The organism is Pseudomonas sp. SWRI81 (genome assembly GCF_014268545.1).
Classification (GTDB): Bacteria; Pseudomonadota; Gammaproteobacteria; order Pseudomonadales; family Pseudomonadaceae; genus Aquipseudomonas; species Aquipseudomonas hamedanensis.
In genome coordinates, this window is sequence record NZ_JABWQS010000002.1 from 1 (window position 1) to 20,442 (window position 20,442).

General features: G+C 60.3%; 17 protein-coding genes. 7 read left to right on the forward strand and 10 right to left on the reverse strand.

Annotated features, from left to right (window positions below; all coding sequences use genetic code 11):
- Positions 1-78 precede the first annotated feature (78 nt).
- The 4 genes from pstA to HU765_RS01510 form a co-directional block, all read right to left on the reverse strand.
- Positions 79-1,749, reverse strand: coding sequence for a phosphate ABC transporter permease PstA (gene pstA / locus HU765_RS01495; protein WP_186546131.1), 1,671 nt, complete (start codon positions 1,747-1,749; stop codon positions 79-81).
- Between the two features lie 16 nt (positions 1,750-1,765).
- Entirely contained in the window at positions 1,766-3,799 is a 2,034-nt protein-coding gene (locus HU765_RS01500; protein WP_186618931.1) for an ABC transporter permease subunit, read from the reverse strand.
- A 473-nt stretch (positions 3,800-4,272) separates the two neighbouring features.
- Positions 4,273-5,271, reverse strand: coding sequence for a phosphate ABC transporter substrate-binding protein PstS (locus tag HU765_RS01505; protein ID WP_042561820.1), 999 nt, complete (start codon positions 5,269-5,271; stop codon positions 4,273-4,275).
- Between the two features lie 234 nt (positions 5,272-5,505).
- Positions 5,506-6,804 carry an MFS transporter gene (locus tag HU765_RS01510; RefSeq protein ID WP_186546132.1) on the reverse strand — a complete coding sequence of 433 codons (1,299 nt, stop codon included), beginning with the start codon at positions 6,802-6,804 and terminating at the stop codon, positions 5,506-5,508.
- Between the two features lie 377 nt (positions 6,805-7,181).
- Between HU765_RS01510 and HU765_RS01515 the strand changes: the two genes are divergently transcribed.
- Positions 7,182-7,586 (forward strand): acyl-CoA thioesterase, encoded by a 405-nt coding sequence (locus tag HU765_RS01515; protein WP_003229628.1) that lies wholly within the window; start codon positions 7,182-7,184, stop codon positions 7,584-7,586.
- A 57-nt stretch (positions 7,587-7,643) separates the two neighbouring features.
- A complete protein-coding gene (locus HU765_RS01520; protein ID WP_186618783.1) occupies positions 7,644-8,543 on the forward strand; it encodes a D-hexose-6-phosphate mutarotase in 900 nt (299 codons plus the stop codon).
- A 125-nt stretch (positions 8,544-8,668) separates the two neighbouring features.
- On the opposite strand, the gene HU765_RS01525 is transcribed toward HU765_RS01520, so the two are convergent.
- The 5 genes from HU765_RS01525 to HU765_RS01545 form a co-directional block, all read right to left on the reverse strand.
- Positions 8,669-9,205 (reverse strand): DUF3299 domain-containing protein, encoded by a 537-nt coding sequence (locus HU765_RS01525; protein ID WP_186618784.1) that lies wholly within the window; start codon positions 9,203-9,205, stop codon positions 8,669-8,671.
- Positions 9,206-9,295: 90 nt separating this feature from the next.
- The gene (locus HU765_RS01530; RefSeq protein WP_016772475.1) at positions 9,296-9,541 is read right to left on the reverse strand and encodes a GlsB/YeaQ/YmgE family stress response membrane protein; all 246 of its coding nucleotides are present in this window, start codon (positions 9,539-9,541) and stop codon (positions 9,296-9,298) included.
- Positions 9,542-9,647: 106 nt separating this feature from the next.
- Positions 9,648-10,730 (reverse strand): 5-(carboxyamino)imidazole ribonucleotide synthase, encoded by a 1,083-nt coding sequence (locus tag HU765_RS01535; RefSeq protein ID WP_186618785.1) that lies wholly within the window; start codon positions 10,728-10,730, stop codon positions 9,648-9,650.
- 10 nt (positions 10,731-10,740) lie between these two features.
- A complete protein-coding gene (gene purE, locus HU765_RS01540; protein WP_186546136.1) occupies positions 10,741-11,232 on the reverse strand; it encodes a 5-(carboxyamino)imidazole ribonucleotide mutase in 492 nt (163 codons plus the stop codon).
- Between the two features lie 332 nt (positions 11,233-11,564).
- On the reverse strand, positions 11,565-12,473 hold the full coding sequence (locus HU765_RS01545) for a LysR substrate-binding domain-containing protein (RefSeq protein WP_186546137.1): 909 nt from the start codon (positions 12,471-12,473) through the stop codon (positions 11,565-11,567).
- A 180-nt stretch (positions 12,474-12,653) separates the two neighbouring features.
- Here HU765_RS01545 and aspA point away from each other — a divergent pair, with 180 nt between their 5' ends.
- From aspA to HU765_RS01560, 3 genes are all read left to right on the forward strand, one after another.
- Entirely contained in the window at positions 12,654-14,078 is a 1,425-nt protein-coding gene (gene aspA / locus HU765_RS01550; RefSeq protein ID WP_186546138.1) for an aspartate ammonia-lyase, read from the forward strand.
- A 552-nt stretch (positions 14,079-14,630) separates the two neighbouring features.
- On the forward strand, positions 14,631-16,079 hold the full coding sequence (locus tag HU765_RS01555) for an alanine/glycine:cation symporter family protein (RefSeq protein WP_186618786.1): 1,449 nt from the start codon (positions 14,631-14,633) through the stop codon (positions 16,077-16,079).
- Positions 16,080-16,249: 170 nt separating this feature from the next.
- A complete protein-coding gene (locus tag HU765_RS01560; protein ID WP_186618787.1) occupies positions 16,250-17,254 on the forward strand; it encodes an asparaginase in 1,005 nt (334 codons plus the stop codon).
- A gap of 60 nt (positions 17,255-17,314) precedes the next feature.
- Here the strand turns inward: HU765_RS01560 and HU765_RS01565 are convergent, their stop codons facing one another.
- The gene (locus tag HU765_RS01565) at positions 17,315-17,746 is read right to left on the reverse strand and encodes a hypothetical protein (RefSeq protein ID WP_186618788.1); all 432 of its coding nucleotides are present in this window, start codon (positions 17,744-17,746) and stop codon (positions 17,315-17,317) included.
- A 379-nt stretch (positions 17,747-18,125) separates the two neighbouring features.
- Here HU765_RS01565 and HU765_RS01570 point away from each other — a divergent pair, with 379 nt between their 5' ends.
- Positions 18,126-19,121 (forward strand): AraC family transcriptional regulator, encoded by a 996-nt coding sequence (locus tag HU765_RS01570; RefSeq protein WP_186618789.1) that lies wholly within the window; start codon positions 18,126-18,128, stop codon positions 19,119-19,121.
- 257 nt (positions 19,122-19,378) lie between these two features.
- A complete protein-coding gene (locus tag HU765_RS01575) occupies positions 19,379-20,404 on the forward strand; it encodes a histone deacetylase family protein (protein WP_186618790.1) in 1,026 nt (341 codons plus the stop codon).
- Positions 20,405-20,442: the final 38 nt, after the last annotated feature.

Sequence of the window (20,442 nt, forward strand, 5' to 3'; positions counted from 1 at the left end):
GAGCTTGCTCGCGAAGGGGCCGGTGCGGCCGCCAAAAGCTTCGCGAGCAAGCTCGCTCCCACAGGGTTTGCGTCATCCTCAGCTATCCAGTGCTTTGTACTTTTCGCGCAGGTGGTTACGGATATACACCGCCGACAGGTTCAACGTCGCGATCACCAGCACCAGCAGCAGCGCCGTGGCGTACACCAGCGGGCGCGCTGCTTCGACGTTGGGGCTCTGGAAGCCGACGTCATAAATGTGGAAGCCCAGGTGCATGATTTTCTGGTCCAGGTGCAGGTACGGGTAGTTGCCGTCCACCGGCAGCGACGGCGCCAGTTTCACCACACCCACCAGCATCAGCGGCGCCACTTCACCCGCGGCGCGGGCGACGGCGAGGATCATGCCGGTCATCATCGCCGGGCTGGCCATCGGAATGACGATCTTCCACAGCGTTTCCGCCTTGGTCGCGCCCAGTGCCAGCGAGCCTTCACGCACGGTACGCGGAATCCGCGCCAGACCTTCTTCGGTCGCGACGATCACCACCGGCACCGCCAGCAGCGCCAGGGTCAGCGACGCCCAGAGCAGGCCCGGCGTACCGAAGGTCGGCGCCGGCAATGCTTCAGGGAAGAACAGACGGTCGACCGAACCACCCAGCACGTAAACGAAGAAGCCCAGGCCAAACACGCCGTAAACGATCGCCGGTACGCCGGCAAGGTTGTTCACGGCGATGCGGATGATGCGGGTCAGGGTGTTCTGTTTGGCGTATTCACGCAGGTACACCGCCGCCAGTACGCCGAACGGGGTCACGATCATCGCCATGATCAGGGTCATCATCACGGTGCCGAAAATCGCCGGGAAGATACCGCCTTCGGTGTTCGCTTCACGCGGGTCGTCCGACAGGAACTCCCAGATCTTGCTGAAGTAGAAACCGATTTTGGTCAGGGTGCCCATGGCGTTCGGCTGGTAGGCGTGAACCACTTTGCCCAGGCCGATTTCGATCTCTTTGCCGTTGGCATCGCGAGCCGTCAGGGCATCGCGGTTGAACTGGGCATGCAGGTCGGCCAGGCGCGCTTCGATGTCTTGATAACGGGCATTGAGCTCGGCGCGCTCGGATTCCATGTCCGCTTGTGCGGTGGCGTCGAGTTTGCCTTCCAGTTCCAGTTTGCGGCCGTGCAGGCGGATGCGTTCGAGACCGGCGTTGATCGCGCCAATGTCGACTTTTTCCAGCGTCTTGAGCTGAGCGGCGAGATCGTTCACACGATTGATCCGCGCTTGCAGCTCAGGCCACGCGGCTTCGCCTTCAGCGATGACCTTGCCGTCCTGTTTGACGTTGACCAGGTAGCCGTAGAAGTTGCCCCATTCGCGACGCTCGATCGCCATCAACTCGGGCGGCGTGGTCTGGTTGGTCAGCCACTCGCCGACGATCCAGGTGAAGTCGTTGCCGTTCAGGTCACGGTTGCCGACCTTGATCAGCTCGCGGGTCATGAATTCCGGGCCTTCGTCAGGCACCGGCAGGCCGGCACTCTTCAAACGCGCGCGGGGCACTTGTTCTTTCTGCACCACTTCGCCGACGACCAGGTGATTGGCCTGGCCCGGCACGTCGTAATGGGCGTGGATCAGGTCCGCCGGCCAGAAGTGACCGAGACCGCGCACGGCAATCACCGCCAACAGGCCAATGGTCATGATGACCGCGATGGACACCGCGCCACCGCTGATCCAGACGCCCGGGGCGCCGCTCTTGAACCAACCTTTCAGGGAGTTCTGTTTCACAGACTTCTACCTTTGCTTAAAGCGACGAGTATTTCTTGCGCAGACGCTGACGAATCAGTTCTGCCAGGGTGTTCATGACGAAGGTGAACAGCAGCAACACCAGCGCCGAGAGGAACAGCACACGGTAGTGACTGCCGCCGACTTCCGACTCGGGCATTTCCACCGCGACGTTGGCGGCCAGGGTGCGCAGGCCTTCGAACAGGTTCATTTCCATCACCGGGGTGTTGCCGGTCGCCATCAGCACGATCATGGTTTCGCCGACCGCACGGCCCATGCCGATCATCAGCGCCGAGAAGATGCCCGGGCTGGCGGTGAGGATGACCACACGAGTCATGGTCTGCCATGGCGTGGCACCGAGGGCCAGCGAACCCAGAGTCAGGCCGCGCGGCACGCTGAACACGGCGTCTTCGGCGATCGAGTAGATGTTCGGGATCACCGCGAAACCCATGGCCAGACCGACCACCAGAGCGTTGCGCTGGTCGTAGGTAATGCCCAGGTCGTGGGAGATCCACATGCGCATGTCGCCGCCGAAGAACCAGTTCTCCATGAACGGACTCATGTACAGCGACAGCCAGCCCACAAACAGGATCACCGGGATCAGCAGCGCACTTTCCCAGCCGTCCGGGATTCTCAGGCGGATCGACTCAGGCAAACGGCTGAAACCGAAACCGGCGACCAGGATGCCGATCGGCAACAGCATCAGCAGACTGAAGATGCCCGGCAGGTGGCCTTCGACATACGGCGCAAGGAACAGACCGGCGAAGAAACCGAGGATCACCGTCGGCATCGCTTCCATCAGCTCAATCACCGGTTTGACCTTGCGGCGCATGCCCGGGGCCATGAAGTACGCGGTGTAGATCGCAGCGGCGACAGCCAGAGGCGCAGCCAGAAGCATGGCGTAGAACGCGGCTTTCAGAGTACCGAAGGTCAGCGGCGACAGGCTCAGCTTAGGTTCGAAATCGGTGTTGGCCGCGGTCGATTGCCAGACGTATTTAGGCTCGTCGTAGTTCTCGTACCAGACCTTGCTCCACAACGCGCTCCAGGAAACTTCCGGGTGCGGGTTATCGAGCAGCAGCGGTTGCAGCTTGCCGCCGGCCTCGACGATCACCCGATTGGCGCGTGGCGACAGACCGAACAGGCCTTGGCCCTCAACGACTTGATCAACCAGCAAAGTGCGATGCGCGGTGCTGTGGAACACACCAAGCTTGCCGCTGGCATCAAGGGCGAGGAAGCCTTTGCGACGTTCTTCGGCAGCGATTTCGACGATCGGCGTGGTGCCCATCTGGAAGGTGCGAATCTGCTTCAGACGCTGCTCGCCATCGGTGTCGCGGGCCATGAACCACTGGGCCAGACCGCCCTTGGAATCGCCAACGATCAGCGAGATGCCACCGACCAGTTGCGTCGTCGCGGTGACTTCGGCGTCGGCATTTTCCAGCAGCTTGTAGCGACCATTGAGGCTCTTGTCGCGCAGACTGAACACGTCAGCCTGGGCACGCCCGTTGACCACGTACAGCCACTGCTGGCGCGGGTCGACGAAGATGTTTTTCACCGGCTCGGTCATCTGCGGCAGATCGATACGCTTCTGCTCGTTGGTGACTTCGCCGGTCATCATGTTTTCTTCGCTGGTCAGCGACAGCACATTGAGTTGCGAACCGGTGGAGCCAACCAGCATCAGGGTCGAGTCGGTGGCATTGAGGCTGACATGCTCCAGCGCGCCGCCGCTTTCGTTCAGCGCGATCGGCGCCTCGCCATACGGGAATTCAATGGCCGGGCTGATGGTTTTCTTGCCATCGGGGTAGGTGACTTTATAGGTGTGACGGAACACAAGCGCCTGACCGTTGGACAGGCCTACGGCCACCAGCGGATGACCGGGCTGGTCTTCACCAATGGAAGTCACGGTTGCGCCGGCCGGCAATGGCAGATCGACGCGCTTGAGTTCAGCGCCACTGTCGACCTCGAAGAACAGCGCCTGGCCCTTGTCGGACACGCGCATCGCCACCTGATTCTGCTCTTCGAGCGAAATCATCAGCGGCTTGCCGGCGTCCTGCATCCAGGCCGGGGTGATCGAGTCTTTCGCGGTCAGGTCGGCACCCTGGAACAGCGGCGCGACCACATAGGCGAGGAAGAAGAAGATCAGGGTGATGGCTGCCAGCACCGCCAGGCCGCCGACGAGGACGTACCAACGGGTGAAGCGATCCTTGAGCGCGCGAATGCGGCGCTTGCGTTGCAGCTCAGGCGTATTGAAATCAATGCGCTTGGGAGGGGAAGTCGTAGTCATTGGGGAATTGGCCAGATCATTCATGCGCACACCCTAGCGATCCTGTATGACAGAAAGATGACAATGCAGTGACGCAGCAAATCCGCCACCGGGGAGGTCCGGCAGCGGAGTCGAAAATTTGGTGGTTGTGGGAGCGAGCCTGCTCGCGAAAGCATCGGGTCAGTCACATGAATGGTGCATGTGACGTCCCCTTCGCGAGCAGGCTCGCTCCCACAGGAGTCCGGTTTCAGGCCGGACTCAGGGTGTTACTTCTTGGCGACAGCGCCGCCTTCCTGCAGACCGAGGTCAGCCAGTGCTTTTGCAGCAACTTTGGCTGGCAGCGGGATGTAGCCGTCCTTGACCACGACTTCCTGGCCCTGTTTGGACAGGATCAGTTTGACGAACTCGGCTTCCAGCGGGGCCAGAGGCTTGTTCGGTGCCTTGTTCACGTAAACGTAGAGGAAGCGCGACAGCGGGTACTTGCCGTTCAGGGCGTTTTCTTCGGTGTCTTCGATGAAGTCAGTGCTGCCTTTCTTGGCCAGCGCTACGGTTTTCACGCTAGCGGTCTTGTAACCGATGCCCGAGTAACCCACGCCGTTGAGCGAGGAGCTGATCGACTGCACGACCGAGGCCGAACCGGGTTGTTCGTTGACGTTTGGCTTGAAGTCGCCTTTGCACAGGGCTTCTTCTTTGAAGTAGCCGTAGGTACCCGATACCGAGTTACGACCGAACAGCTGAACCGGCTTGTTCGCCAGGTCGCCGGTCACGCCCAGGTCGCCCCAGGTTTTCACGTCGGTTTTGGCGCCGCACAGGCGAGTGGACGAGAAGATCGCGTCGACTTGCTCCATGGTCAGGCCCTTGATCGGGTTGTCCTTGTGCACGAACACGGCCAGGGCATCCACCGCCACCGGGATCGCGGTTGGCTTGTAGCCGTATTTGGTTTCGAAGGCCTGCAGCTCGTTGTCCTTCATCTTGCGGCTCATCGGGCCCAGGTTAGCGGTGCCTTCCGTCAGCGCCGGTGGCGCGGTCGAAGAACCGGCGGCCTGAATCTGGATGTTGACGTTCGGGTATTCTTTTTTGTAGTTCTCGGCCCACAGGGTCATGAGGTTGGCCAGGGTATCGGAACCGACGCTGGACAGGTTGCCCGACACACCGGTGGTCTTGGTGTAGCTCGGGATAGCAGGGTCAACAGCGGCAACCGCGTTGGCAGTCGCAACGCCAGCAGCGACAAAAGTCATTGCCGCCATCAAACGCTTCAGTTTCATGCCTTACTCCTAGCAGATAGGGTGTGTTAAGTCGGGGCCAAGTATCAGCAGGCCGTGTGAACACTCTATGGCTGAAATATGACAATTGGATGAAAGGCCAGCATCAGGCTGTTACTGGATGATTTGTGGTGCCCCCATTCGCGAGCAGGCTCGCTCCCACAATTGAAATGCATTCCAACTGTGGGAGCGAGCCTGCTCGCGAAGGGGTCGGTATTGCCGGGGAAGATCTTGGGTTCAGCGCCCCTTCTTCCAAAGCCACGCGCCGACCAGCATCCCCACCCCGCACAACACCGCGACATAGTAAGCCGGGCCCATCGCGCTTTCCTTGAGCAGCAGGCTCACCACCATCGGCGTCAACCCGCCAAAGATCGCGTAAGCCACGTTGTACGAGAACGACAACCCGCTGAAACGCACCACTGGCGGGAACGCCTTGACCATCACGTACGGCACCGCGCCGATGGTGCCGACCAGCAGACCGGTCAGCGCATACAGCGGAAATAGCCAGTTCGGGTGATCGGCAAGGCTGTGATAGAAGGTCCAGGAACTGATCAGCAAGCCCAGGCAACCGAACACGAATACACGACCGGCGCCGAAGCGATCGGCCAGTGCGCCGGCGCCGATGCAACCGAGGCTGAGAAACACGATGGCCAGGCTGTTGGACTGCAACGCGGTGGTTGGCGAGAAGTGATAAACCGTCTGCAGCACCGTCGGCGTCATCAGAATGACCACCACCACGCCAGCCGAGAGCAGCCAGGTCAGCAACATCGAAATGGCGATCGCACCGCGATGGTCACGCAGCACCGCGCGCAACGGCACTTCTTCGGCCAGCGCCTTGCGCAGTTGCAGTTCGGCGAACACCGGGGTTTCGTGCAGCCAGCGGCGCAGGTACACCGAGAACAGGCCGAACACGCCGCCGAGCAGGAACGGGATCCGCCAGGCGTAATCCGACACTTCTGCTGGCGTATAAAGGCTGTTGATCGCCGTGGCGACCAGCGAGCCGAGCAAGATACCAGCCGTCAGGCCGCTGGTGAGGGTGCCACAGGCATATCCGATGTGCTTTTGCGGAACGTGTTCGGAAACGAAGACCCAGGCCCCCGGCACTTCACCGCCGATCGCCGCGCCCTGGATGACCCGCATCAACAGCAACAGGATCGGCGCCCAGATGCCGATCTGCGCATAGGTCGGCAGCAGACCCATGATCAGGGTCGGCACGGCCATCATGAAAATGCTCAGGGTGAACATTTTCTTGCGCCCCAGCAGGTCGCCGAAATGCGCCATGACGATGCCGCCCAGAGGACGCGCCAGATAGCCGGCGGCGAAAATGCCGAAGGTCTGCATCAAGCGCAGCCATTCGGGCATGTCGGCCGGGAAGAACAGCTTGCCGACCACGGTGGCGAAGAAAACGAAGATGATGAAATCGTAGAACTCCAGCGCGCCGCCCAAGGCAGAAAGCGACAGAGTTTTGTAGTCATTGCGGGTCAACGGTCGTGCGGGTTGCTCGGGCTGCGCGAGGCTCGAAGGCGCTGAGGTCATGGCAAGGGCTTCTCTTATAGTCGAATCTGTCGCCACAACAACGCTGGCAGTGGCTCGGACAGGTTCGGCACCATAGCAAATTGTTCGAAAAAGCACATAGAGGCGCGTAATTGACGGTCGAAATCAGAACCGGGTGGTCGTCGTGGCGTCTGTCGACCGATATACTCGCCCCCTGCGCAGGCTTTGTAGGAGGTTGCTGTGCGAAAACGTTGTTGGCCCGTCCTTTGCTCGGGATTTAGCCTTTTTCGCAGAGTTTCCCTTTAGGCGCCTGATGGAAAACGTGACGAACGTAGTATGTTCGGTGTTGAATCGTTTTTCCCGAAGACGGCTACCACCCGCATTACCCACGAAGAGTCACGGGTCAGAGGCCCCCCGGCATGATAGAGCTCGAACAAGAAGATCCGATCCCACAGGGCGACCTGGCCCTGCAAATCACCGCGCTGCCGCGCGAAACCAACGGCTTTGGCGATATTTTCGGCGGCTGGCTGGTGGCGCAGATGGACCTGGCCGGCACCGCGATGGCCAGCCGTGTCGCCGGTGGCCGCGTCGCCACGGTCGCCATCGACCGCATGGCGTTCCTGGTACCGGTCGCCGTTGGCGCACAGTTGTCCTTTTATACCCAGACCCTGGAAATCGGCCGCAGCTCGATCCAGATGATGGTCGAGGTGTGGAGCGACGACCCACTCTCCAGCGAATGGCGCAAGGTCACCGAAGCGGTCTTTGTCTTCGTCGCCATCGACGGCAGTGGTCGCACGCGCTCGGTTCCGCCACGCGCGCGTTAAACCTCGCGGCCGTTTCGCGGTCGATAGTCGTCCCCAGTGTCTGATCGAGAGTTGCCCATGAACACGCCCAACGTTGAAGCCGTGAAACTGGATGAACTGAACTGCTGGCGCATCCGCCACGGCAAGGCTGAAGTGCTGGTGGCCCAGCAAGGCGCGCACATCCTCAGTTATCAGATCGACGGACAGCCGCCGATCATCTGGCTGAATGACAAAGCCGACCTGAAAACCGGCAAGAGCATTCGTGCCGGCGTGCCCGTGTGCTGGCCGTGGTTCGGCAAATTCGAACGCAACCCGCAGAGCGTGCAGAACATGTACGTCGGCGAGCAACCGGCCCCCGCGCACGGTCTGGTGCGAGCGACGGACTGGGAGCTGGGCGGCATCGAATCCGAGGCTGACGGCATCAAGGTCGAGTTCAAGCTGCCCTACCCGGAAGGTGGCCTGCCGGGCTGGCCGCATGAAGTCGACCTGACCCTGACCCTGCATCTCTCGGATCAATTGCATTACAGCCTGAACAGCCATAACCGCGGCGCCGACAGCGTGACCCTCAGCCAGGCGCTGCACACGTATTTCGCCGTCAGTGACGTGCGTAACGTGCATGTCGACGGCGTGGCCGGGCTGGATTACATCGAGACCCTGGACGACTGGAACATTGCCAGCCAGCAAGGCGATCTGCAGTTCACCGGCGAGACCGATCGCATCTACCTCAACGTACCGCCGCAGTTGAGCATCATTGATCCGACCTGGGAACGCCGCATCGTGTTGACCTCAACGGGCTCGCGCACCGCCGTGATCTGGAACCCGTGGATCGACCGCGCCGCCGCACTGCCCGACATGGACAACGACGGCTGGCAACGCATGCTGTGCATCGAGACGGCGAATGTGATGGATGACATCGTCTCCCTGGCGCCGGGGGCGAGCCATACCATGGGTGTGAGCGTTGCCACTACGCCGCTCTAACCGACACCGCAACACCTGTTGTGGGAGGGGGCTTGCTCCCGAAAGCGGTGTGTCAGTCGACGAATCCATTGACTGACCCACCGCCTTCGGGAGCAAGCCCCCTCCCACATGGGTTTGTGCAGGTGTCAAAGATCCGCTTCCTGCACCACCCGCACCTTCTCCGCCTCCAGCGCATACGCCGCATCGGCCAGGTCATTGCTGACCTTTTCGATCTTCAACGTGCCCGTTACCCACAGCGGTGTGTAGATGTCATCCAGCTTCAGGCCCTTGGGATAGCGCACCAGCACCAACTGATTTGGCGGCGGTGGCGGCACGTGAATGCACGCGCCCGGGTACGGCACCAGGAAGAACAGTGTGCTGCGGCCCTTGGCATCGGATTCCAGCGGCACCGGGTAACCGCCGATGCGGATGTGCTTGTCGTTCATCGACGCTACGGTTTTGCTTGAATACATCACCGCCGGCAAACCTTTGGCCTGCTTCATCCCGCCTTTCTCGGTGAAGGTGCCGCTGGCTTCGGGGGAGTTGTGGTCGATTTCCGGCATGGCCTCGAGGGCCTTTTGGTCCGACTTGGGCATCAGGTCGAGCCAGTCGGTTTCCGGCAGTTCGACGGCGTGGGCCAAACCACTGCCCAGCAAGAGGAGAGTCAACAGAAGATGGCGCATGAGGTGCTCGGTATGAAAGAGAGAACAGTGAATCGCCGAGCATTCTAGCCCTCCCTGCCGCGATGGCAGAGAGGACTTTGTCGCTTTGGATCAGTTCTTTTTGATCAGGCCGTAGATCACCAGCAGCACGACCGCGCCAACCAGCGCGCCGAGGAAACCGGCACCCTCACCAGCCTGATAAATACCCAGGGCCTGACCGCCATAGGTGGCCGCGAGCGAACCGCCGATACCGAGCAGGATGGTCATGATCCAGCCCATGCTGTCATCGCCCGGTTTCAGGAACCGCGCCAGCAGGCCGACGATCAAGCCGATAAAAATGGTTCCGATAATTCCCATGACATTTCCCTCTGATTGATTGGCTATAGCCTAGCCAGACTTTGGCATCCTGCCATCAGAGAACGGCGGGCCCTGAATGGTTCCGCCGCTGTCACATGAAACTGTTTTACTCGGCAATCAACGCTTCGACCTTGACGATCTGCGCTTGCAGCGTGGCCATGTCGGCGCAGCGCAGGTTGGCGTGACCGACCTTGCGCCCGGCCTTGAAGGCTTTGCCGTAGTGGTGCAAATGGCAGTCCTGGATGGCGATGACTTTTTCAACCGGCGGCACAACGCCGATGAAGTTGAGCATCGCGCTCTCGCCGACCTTGGCGGTCGAGCCAAGCGGCAGGCCAGCCACGGCGCGCAGGTGGTTTTCGAACTGACTGCACTCGGCGCCTTCAGTGGTCCAGTGTCCGGAGTTGTGTACGCGCGGCGCGATTTCGTTGGCTTTCAGGCCGCCGTCGACTTCAAAGAACTCGAAGGCCATCACGCCCACGTAGTCGAGGTGCTTGAGTACGCGGCTGGAATAGTCTTCCGCCAGGTCCTGCAACGGGTGATCGGTGCTGGCGACGGACAGTTTGAGAATGCCGCTGTCGTGAGTGTTGTGCACCAGCGGATAGAACTTCGTTTCCCCATCGCGAGCGCGCACAGCGATCAGTGACACTTCGCCGGTGAACGGCACGAAGCCTTCGAGCAGGCAGGCGACGCTGCCCAGTTCAGCGAAAGTACCGGCGACGTCTTCCGGCTTGCGCAGGACTTTCTGGCCCTTGCCGTCGTAACCCAGGGTGCGGGTCTTGAGTACGGCCGGCAGACCGATCGAAGCGACGGCGGCGTCCAGATCGGCTTGCGACTGGATGTCGGCGAAGGCCGGGGTCGGAATGCCCAGATCCTTGAACATGCTCTTTTCGAACCAGCGATCACGGGCGATGCGCAGGGCTTCGGCGCTCGGGTACACCGGCACGAATTGCGAGAGAAACGCCACGGTTTCGGCCGGGACGCTTTCGAATTCGAAGGTCACCAGATCGACTTCATCGGCCAGTTGGCGCAGATGATCCTGATCGCCGTAATCGGCCCGCAGGTGTTCGCCCAGCGCGGCCGCACAGGCGTCCGGCGCAGGGTCGAGGAAAGCGAAGTTCATGCCCAGCGGAGTGCCCGCCAGGGCCAACATGCGGCCCAACTGGCCGCCACCGATTACACCGATCTTCATCTCAACAACCTCAGGCAATACGTGGGTCTGGATTGTCCAGGACGCTGTCTGTCTGCTCGGCACGGAAGGTTTTCAGTACCGCGTGGAACTGCGGGTGCTTGGCGCCGAGGATGCTCGCCGAGAGCAGCGCGGCGTTGATCGCGCCAGCCTTGCCGATGGCCAGGGTGGCAACCGGAATGCCTGCAGGCATCTGCACGATCGACAGCAGCGAATCGACGCCCGAGAGCATGGCCGACTGCACCGGCACACCCAGCACCGGCAGGTGGGTCTTGGCCGCACACATGCCAGGCAGGTGGGCCGCGCCGCCAGCACCGGCGATAATCACCTCGATGCCGCGGTTTTCAGCCTCTTCGGCGTACTGGAACAGCAGATCCGGGGTGCGGTGGGCGGAAACCACCTTGACCTCGTACGGGATGCCGAGCTTTTCCAGCATATCGGCGGTGTGGCTAAGGGTGGACCAATCGGACTTGGAGCCCATGATCACGCCAACCAGTGCACTCATCGTCGCGCCTCTTCTCTCTGGAGCGCCCGCAGGCGCGTCATAAAACAACAAGCCACGCAGGTTGCGTGGCTTGATTGTACGAAAAATGGCCGGACGTGCCGGCCGAAGGCCGCGCAGTATACCGCAAAGAAAGTAATAAACAGCCCCCGAAACGACCATCTGTCAAATGCCGTAATAGCCCGGTTTTATTGACCTTTAGGTCAGCCAAAGAACACCGCCAATCCCTTGTAGGAGTGAGCCTGCTCGCGATAGCGTCGGTACATTCTACATTTGCTGTGACTGACACACCGCCATCGCGAGCAGGCTCACTCCTACAGTGGACTTGTGGTGGGTCAGGAGGATTGCGCTGCGCCGCCCTCAAGCTTGCGCCACAGCAAGCGCACGTTCGCCTTGCGCACCAATGCGCAGCGGTAAAGACGAATCTCCAGCGGCACATGCCATTGCGGGCCACCACACACCACCAGTTCGCCGCGCGCCAGTTCGGCACGTACGCTCAACTGTGGCACCCAGGCAATGCCCAGGCCTTCCAGCGCCATGCTTTTCAGGCTGTCGGCCATGGCCGTTTCGTAGACCGTGGTGAAGCGCAACTGGCGCTGACGCAGCAAACCATTGACCGAGCGGCCGAGAAACGCCCCAGCGCTGTAGGCAAGCAACGGCACACTGGCGTCGCCTTCCAGATCGAACAGCGGTTTGCCCTCGGCATCCGCCGCGCACACCGGGAGCATTTCGGTCTGGCCCAAATGCAGCGACGGGAAGATCTCCGGGTCCATCTGCATCGCCGCATCGGGGTCGTAGAACGCCAGCATCAGATCGCAACCACCCTCACGCAGTGCATGCACGGCGTCGCCGACGTTGGTTGCCACCAGTCGCGTGGCGATGTTCAACCCTTCGTTGCGCAACTGGGCGATCCAGCGGGGAAAGAAACCCAGCGCGAGCGAGTGAGCCGCAGCGACTTGCATCACTTCGCCCTGCCCGCCTTCCAGATGATGCAGGTGACGCAGCACTTCACCGAGCTGTTCGACCACGGTGCGCGCGGTGACCAGAAACAACTGCCCCGCCGCCGTCAGTTCGACTGGCGTGCGCGAGCGGTTGACCAGCGTCAGGCCCAGCGCCGCTTCAAGGCTGCGGATCCGCCGACTGAACGCCGGCTGAGTCACGAAGCGTCGTTCGGCGGCCTGCGAGAAGCTGCGAGTGGCAGCCAGAGCACTGAAGTCCTCGAGCCATTTGCTTTCCAGATTCATCACGTCCTCCCGGACACGCACCAAAACAGGTCACACGTCTGCCGCACAGGCGGCGTCACATCGGCATTATGCCGAATGTGCATAGGGCAGTGCTGAACAGCATTGGCCCAAAAATTCCTACAAGCCTAGCATTCGCAGCGTTCCGGCATAGACCGGGTCCTTATCGAGATGATTTCTATCATGTCCTCCGCTGCATCTTTCCGCACAGAAACCGACCTGCTTGGCGCCCTCGAAGTACCCGCTCAAGCGTATTACGGCATCCAGACCCTGCGAGCGGTGAATAACTTCCGTCTCTCCGGCGTTCCGATTTCGCACTACCCGAAACTGGTTGTCGGCCTGGCGATGGTCAAACAGGCCGCCGCTGACGCCAACCGTGAGTTGGGCCATCTGAGCGAAGCCAAGCACGCTGCCATCAGCGAAGCCTGTGCACGATTGATCCGCGGTGATTACCACGAAGAATTCGTGGTCGACATGATTCAGGGTGGCGCCGGTACGTCCACCAACATGAACGCCAACGAAGTGATCGCCAACATTGCTCTTGAAGCCATGGGTCACCAAAAAGGCGAATACCAGTACCTGCACCCGAACGACGACGTGAACATGGCGCAGTCGACCAACGACGCCTACCCGACCGCGATCCGTCTGGGCCTGTTGCTGGGTCACGACACCCTGCTGGCCAGCCTCGACAGCCTGATCCAGGCGTTCGCGGCCAAGGGGAAAGAGTTCGACCACGTCCTGAAAATGGGCCGTACCCAACTGCAAGACGCCGTGCCGATGACCCTCGGCCAGGAGTTCCGCGCGTTCGCCACCACCATGGGCGAAGACCTCGCGCGTCTGAAGACACTGGCCCCGGAACTGCTGACCGAAGTGAACCTGGGCGGCACCGCGATCGGCACCGGCATCAACGCCGATCCGCGTTATCAGGCGCTGGCGGTTCAGCGTCTGGCGTTGATCAGCGGTCAACCGCTGGTTCCGGCGGCCGACCTGATCGAAGCGACCTCCGACATGGGCGCCTTCGTGCTGTTCTCCGGCATGCTCAAGCGCACCGCGGTCAAGCTGTCGAAGATCTGCAACGACCTGCGCCTGCTGTCCAGCGGCCCACGTACCGGCATCAACGAAATCAACTTGCCGGCGCGTCAGCCAGGCAGTTCGATCATGCCCGGCAAGGTCAACCCGGTGATTCCGGAAGCCGTGAACCAGGTGGCCTTCCAGGTCATCGGCAACGATCTGGCGCTGACCATGGCCGCCGAAGGCGGTCAGCTGCAACTGAACGTGATGGAGCCGCTGATCGCCTTCAAGATCTTCGACTCGATCCGCCTGCTGCAACGCGCCATGGACATGCTGCGCGAACACTGCATCGTCGGCATCACCGCCAACGAAGCGCGCTGCCGTGAACTGGTCGAACACTCGATCGGTCTGGTCACCGCACTGAACCCGTACATCGGCTACAAAAACGCCACGCGCATCGCCGGCCTCGCCCTTGAAAGCGGCCGCGGCGTGCTGGAACTGGTGCGCGAAGAAGGCCTGCTCGACGAAGCCATGCTCGCCGACATCCTGCGCCCGGAAAACATGATTGCCCCGCGCCTGGTTCCGCTCAAAGCCTGAACCGACGCGCACTTGTAGCACCGCTCACCAGGTCGAGGGACTAGACACCTCTCACCTTTTGAGGGCTTGGGGATTTTGTCCCCGAGCCCTTTTTTTTAACCGTTTGATCCTGAGACCCGAATGTAGAGGACTGAACAATATGGAGGTGAACCCTTGTGGCGAGGGGATTTATCCCCGTTGGGTCGCGAAGCGGCCCCGATACCAGGAATAAGGATGTATCAGAAACACCGCGTGCAACGGTTTACGACTGCTTCGCAGCCGAACGGGGATAAATCCCCTCGCCACAAGGTGTTTCAAAGCTTCGTTTCGTCGCTTGCACCACAACCGTGCAGACGGGCGCGCCACTGATCGGTATAGTGCCGCCCCTCTTCGCGTGAGCGGTCGTCGGTAACGAGGCCATAACCCATGCGAAACCCGAACTAATAACAAAACCCGCGATATGGATCCGGGACGAAACCTTCGCCTCACCCGTCGTGCCGCGCGCAGACCGGTGTAACACGATGTTTCTCCGATCCAGCATTTGCACCCACAAAAAACAGCGAGGAAAAATCCATGCTCGAAGTCATCAACGACTTCCTCTCAGGGAAAGTACTGATCGTGCTCATTGTCGGGCTCGGTAGCTACTTCACGATTCGCTCGCGTTTCGTTCAATTGCGGCATTTCTTCCACATGTTCGCGGTGTTCCGCGACAGCCTCAAAGGCAGCGCCGGACAGCTCAGCTCGTTCCAGGCCTTGATGCTCAGCCTCGCCGGCCGCGTCGGTGCCGGCAACATCGCCGGTGTCGGCATCGCCGTGACCCTCGGTGGTCCGGGTGCGGTGTTCTGGATGTGGGTAACCGCGCTGGTCGGCATGTCCAGCAGCTTCTTCGAATGCACCCTGGCTCAGGTCTACAAGCGCGCCGATGGCGACGGCCTGTACCGCGGCGGCCCGGCCTACTACATCCAGCACGGCCTCAAGCTCAAGGGCATGGCAATAGTGTTCTCCGTTCTGCTGCTGGTTACTTACGGCTTCGCCTTCATTGGCCTGCAGTCCTACACCGTGACTCACTCGCTGCAGAACGCCTTTGACTTCAACCCACAGCACACCGGCATTGTCCTGGCGGTGCTGCTGGCCATCACCTTCATCGGCGGCATCAAGCGCATCGCCTCGGTGTCCGATCTGCTGGTACCGATCAAGACGCTGGCCTATATCGGCGTGACCCTGTACGTGATCGGTACTCAGATCGAACACGTGCCTGCCATGCTGGAAACCATCTTCAAGAGCGCCTTCGGCCTCGACCCGGCCTTTGCCGGTCTGCTCGGCAGCGCCATCGTCATGGGCGTGAAGCGTGGCGTGTTCGCCAACGAAGCGGGTCTGGGCAGTGCACCGAACGTCGCCGCCGTGGCCGCCGTGAAACACCCCGGCGCGCAGGGCGTGGTCCAGGCTTTCAGTGTGTTCCTCGACACTTTCGTGATCTGCACCTGCACCGCGCTGCTGATCCTGTTGTCGGGCTTCTATACGCCAGGTTTCGAAGGTGACGGCATTGTCCTGACCCAGAACTCGCTCGCCGCCGTGGTCGGTGACTGGGGTCGCATGTTCGTCAGCGTCGCGCTGTCGCTGTTCGTCTTCACCTGCATTCTCTACAACTACTATTTGGGCGAGAACAGCTTGCAGTTCCTCAGCCGCAACCGCGCCCTGCTGATGCTTTTCCGCGGCCTGGTGCTGGCGCTGGTGGTATGGGGTTCGATGCAGGACCTGTCGACCGTGTTCGCCTTCGCCGACATCACCATGACCTGCCTGGCCTTCGTCAACCTGGTGGCCCTGGCCATGCTGTTCAAGGTAGGCCTGCGGGTGATGCGCGACTACGACGAGCAGCGCCGCGCCGGCGTCAAACAGCCAGTGTTCGATTCCAGCAAATTCGCCGATCTCGATCTGGATCGCAACGCCTGGCCGGTCAACCCGCCGGCAGCTGAGGGCAACACTGAAACTGCGCCGCAAGGCGTACCTGCTGCGCAACGCTGACAGGTAAATGACGGGCGCATCCCCTGCGCCCGTCGGTTATTGTGGTGCAATAACTTGTAGGCGTGAGCCTGCTTGCGATAGCTGTATTTCAGCCAACATCAATGTTGAATGATGAACCGCCATCGCGAGCAGGCTCACTCCTACAATGTCATCTCTTGTGGAGATCTCAGATGATTGCCAATTCCTATCCCGCCGCTCAACACGTCATGGTGCTCTATACCGGTGGCACCATCGGCATGCAGGCCAGCGCCAACGGTCTGGCTCCGGCGTCCGGTTTCGAAACACGGATGCGCGACTATCTGCACAGCCAGCCTGAACTCGTCGTACCGCAGTGGCGTTTCCGCGAGATGTCGCCGCTGATCGACAGCGCCAACATGACCCCGGCTTATTGGCAGCAACTGCGCGAAGCGGTGGTCGATGCCGTTGACGTACAGGGCTGCGACAGCGTGCTGATCCTGCACGGCACCGACACGCTGGCCTACAGCGCGGCCGCGATGAGCTTCCAGTTGCTCGGCCTGCATGCCCGGGTGTGTTTCACCGGCTCGATGTTGCCGGCGGGCGTGACCGACAGCGACGCCTGGGAAAACCTTAGCGGCGCGCTGGTTGCTCTCGGTCAGGGCCTGGCACCGGGTGTGCATCTGTATTTCCACGGTGAGTTGCTGGACCCGACCCGTTGCGCGAAAGTGCGCAGCTTCGGCCGCCATCCGTTCCAACGCCTGGAGCGTCAGGGCGGCGGAGCGAAAGCCGCTTCGATCCCTGCCTCTCTGAACTACAACCAGCCCAGGCAACTGGCGAACGTCGCGGTGCTGCCGCTGTTCCCCGGCATCAGTGCCGAAATCCTCGACGGCCTGCTCGACAGTGGCATTCAAGGCCTGGTGCTGGAATGTTACGGCAGCGGTACCGGGCCAAGCGACAACCCGCAATTCCTCGCCAGCCTCGCCCGCGCGCGGGATAGCGGCGTGGTGGTGGTCGCGGTCACGCAGTGCCATGAAGGTGGCGTGGAACTGGATGTTTACGAGGCCGGTAGCCGTTTGCGCGGCGTGGGTGTGTTGTCCGGTGGGGGCATGACTCGCGAGACAGCGTTCGGCAAGCTACATGGATTGCTGGGGGCTGAGCTTGAAATACAAGAAGTGCGCCGACTTATCGAGCTTGACCTTTGCGGGGAACGCCTCTGATCAGCGTTGGCATTAAAATCAAACCTTCCTGCAAAACTGTTTGCAGGAAGGTTTGAAAAATCAACTCAATGTCACCAAAAATTTGCCGCTGGAAAGTTTGGAATCCTCATCCCGCTCACCCTGGATGTCATCCAGCAAACCTTCGATTTTCTTACTGCCTTCCTGCCACTCAACACGGATCCAGCCACTTGCTGCCAACCACTCTTGTGTAGAGTTCTGGAACAAGAAATAGACGGGTTCACCCGGCGCGGTAAAAAACACTTTCTGGTTCAACTCGGACTTTTTAATAACAATGGAAATCATGCGGTTAAAGTCCGGATTTCCGCCACTCATATCGAATCTCATAACAATATCATTTGCGCGCACTTCGGCGCGGCTAACCGGAAACGTCTGCTCGACTCCATCTACCTCAACTTTGATTTGACCCTCACCTGCCTTCTTGATCCCCTCGAAGAATTCCTTCGTATATTGGCTCGAGTTTAAACCACCCATATAAACCTCCTTCCAGCTCATTAAGTTAAAGTCCGTACCAAATAATTTCTCGCCACGCAATGGCAACCTAGACCCAACTTAGCGCACTGTCAAAAAACAAATACACAAATAAATATATACGACGAGTGGTTAAAAAATCACTCAAAACCTGTGATTTCTAACAGTAGACAATAAACGATTCTGGAATTTAAGATTGACATGCACAAGGCCATGCCCAACGAATGCTAAGCCCCAAAAACAACTAAAGAAAATCAAACAATGTTTAGCGCATTATTCTCTGCTTAGTATCAAAAAATTTCTGATCTAATCTTCAAAAGATCAATCGAGGTGTACGGCACATAAATTGCTGAGCTTTATCGTCCATGGCCGGAAACTATTTATGCTGCACTCCCACCTCACCACCCTCAACGCCGTCTCGCTGATCCTCAACACGTTCAAGGCCGAAGGCCTGTCGAGCGAGGCGCTATTGGCCGGCAGCGGCATCGTAGCGGCGGATCTGCAGCGTGCCGACACGCGTATCACCACCCATCAGGAAATGCAGGTCTGCACCAACGCCGTCGCGCTCAAGCGTGACATCGGCCTCGAACTGGGCCGGCGTATGCACGTGTCCTGTTACGGCATGCTCGGATATGCACTGCTGACCTGTGCCACCTTCGGTGACGCTTTGCGTTTGGCGATCCGCTATCCGGCGCTGTTGGGAACACTTTTCGAACTGAGCCTGGAAGACGCTGGCGAACAGGTCTGGTTCGTCGCCGCCGATTATCGCGAAAGCCCGGCCATGGCCGTGTTCAATGCCGAATTTTGCCTGGTCTCGCTGAAAGTCATCTGTGACGACTTGCTCGGCCATCCGCTGCCGCTACGCGCCACGCGTTTCGAACATACCGCGCCGGACTACCGGGACAGCTATGCCGACCCCTTCGATTCGCCCTTGCGCTTTTCGGCCAAAGACAACGCGTTCGCCTTTGACCGTCACTGGCTGGATCAACCGTTGCCACTGGCCGACGCCATTACCCATCAAGCCATGGCTGAGCGCTGCCGCAAGCAGAATCTGGAATTCACCGGGCGCCAGGCCTGGCTGGGGCGGATTCGGCAGTTGCTCGGCGCGCAATTGAATGCCGCGCCGGGGCTGGAAGGTTTGGCGCAGCAGATGAAATGCTCGCCGCGTACCTTGCGCCGACGTCTGAAAGACATGGGCAGCAGTTATCAGGAACTGCTCGATGAGCTGCGCTTCGAGCGGGCCAAGCAGATGTTGTGTGAGGATCAACTGCCGATCTATCGGATTGCCGAGGCGCTGGGTTTCAGCGAGACGGCGAGTTTTCGTCATGCGTTTGTGCGCTGGAGTGGTGTGGCGCCGAGTCAGTTTCGCCCGCATTGATATCCCTTTGTAGGAGTGAGCCTGCTCGCGATAGCCATTTATCATCCAACATTTTTGTTGGCTGACAGACCGCTATCGCGAGCAGGCTCACTCCTACAAGGGTTCGTATTTCACCCCTTAGCCTGCGTCAACGAGGGGCGAATTGCGGTCACAGGTTTTGGCCATATCAATCCCCTTTTGGCCGCTCCCGACGTTCTCCGATTCGCCGTGCGCCGCAACACTGAGGTCAACCGAATCAGCCTTGCGGAGAACAACAAATGCTGACGATCTACTCAGATGATCACCACCTGCACCATGGCCGCTGTGAACTCATCGATGGCCAGCTCAAACCGTGTTTCGAGATGCCTTCGCGCGCCGACCATGTGCTGCAACGCGTACAGCAGCAGAACCTCGGTGCGGTCCAGGCGCCAAAGGACTTCGGTCTGGAACCAATCGCACGCATTCACAGCCGCGACTATCTGGAATTTTTCAAAGGCGCGTGGGATCGCTGGACCGCGTTCAACACCGACGGCGATTTGCTGCCGTATACCTGGCCGGCGCGCACCCTGCGGGCGATCAAACCGACCAGCCTGCACGGCCAGCTCGGCTATTACAGCTTCGACGGCGGCGCGCCGATCACCGCCGGCACCTGGCAAGCGGCATACAGCGCGGCGCAGGTGGCACTGACCGCGCAAGCGCACATCCAGGCCGGTGCACACAGTGCCTTCGCCCTGTGCCGTCCGCCGGGGCACCACGCCGCCAGCGATTTGATGGGCGGTTATTGCTACCTCAACAACGCCGCCATCGCCGCTCAGGCCTTCCTCGATCAGGGCCACAAAAAGGTCGCGATCCTTGACGTCGACTACCACCACGGCAACGGCACTCAGTCGATTTTCTACGAGCGCAGCGATGTGCTGTTCACTTCGATCCATGGCCATCCGGAAGCCGAGTTTCCGTTCTTCCTCGGTTATGACGATGAGCACGGCGAAGGCGATGGTAAAGGTTTCAACTTCAACTATCCGCTGCCGGCCGGTTCCGGCTGGGATGTGTGGAGCGCGGCGCTGGATCGGGCCTGCGACAAGATCGACCGCTATGGTGCTGACGTCATCGTCGTCTCACTCGGTGTTGATACGTTCAAGGACGACCCGATCTCGCAGTTCAAACTCGACAGCCCGGATTACCTGGCCATGGGCAAACGCATCGCCGCCCTTGGCAAGCCGACGCTGTTTGTCATGGAGGGTGGTTATGCGGTGGAAGAAATCGGCATCAACGCGGTGAACGTGCTGGAAGGTTTTGAACAATGAAAAAGCGACTGATCGCCTCGGCGCTTTGCGCGGCCATG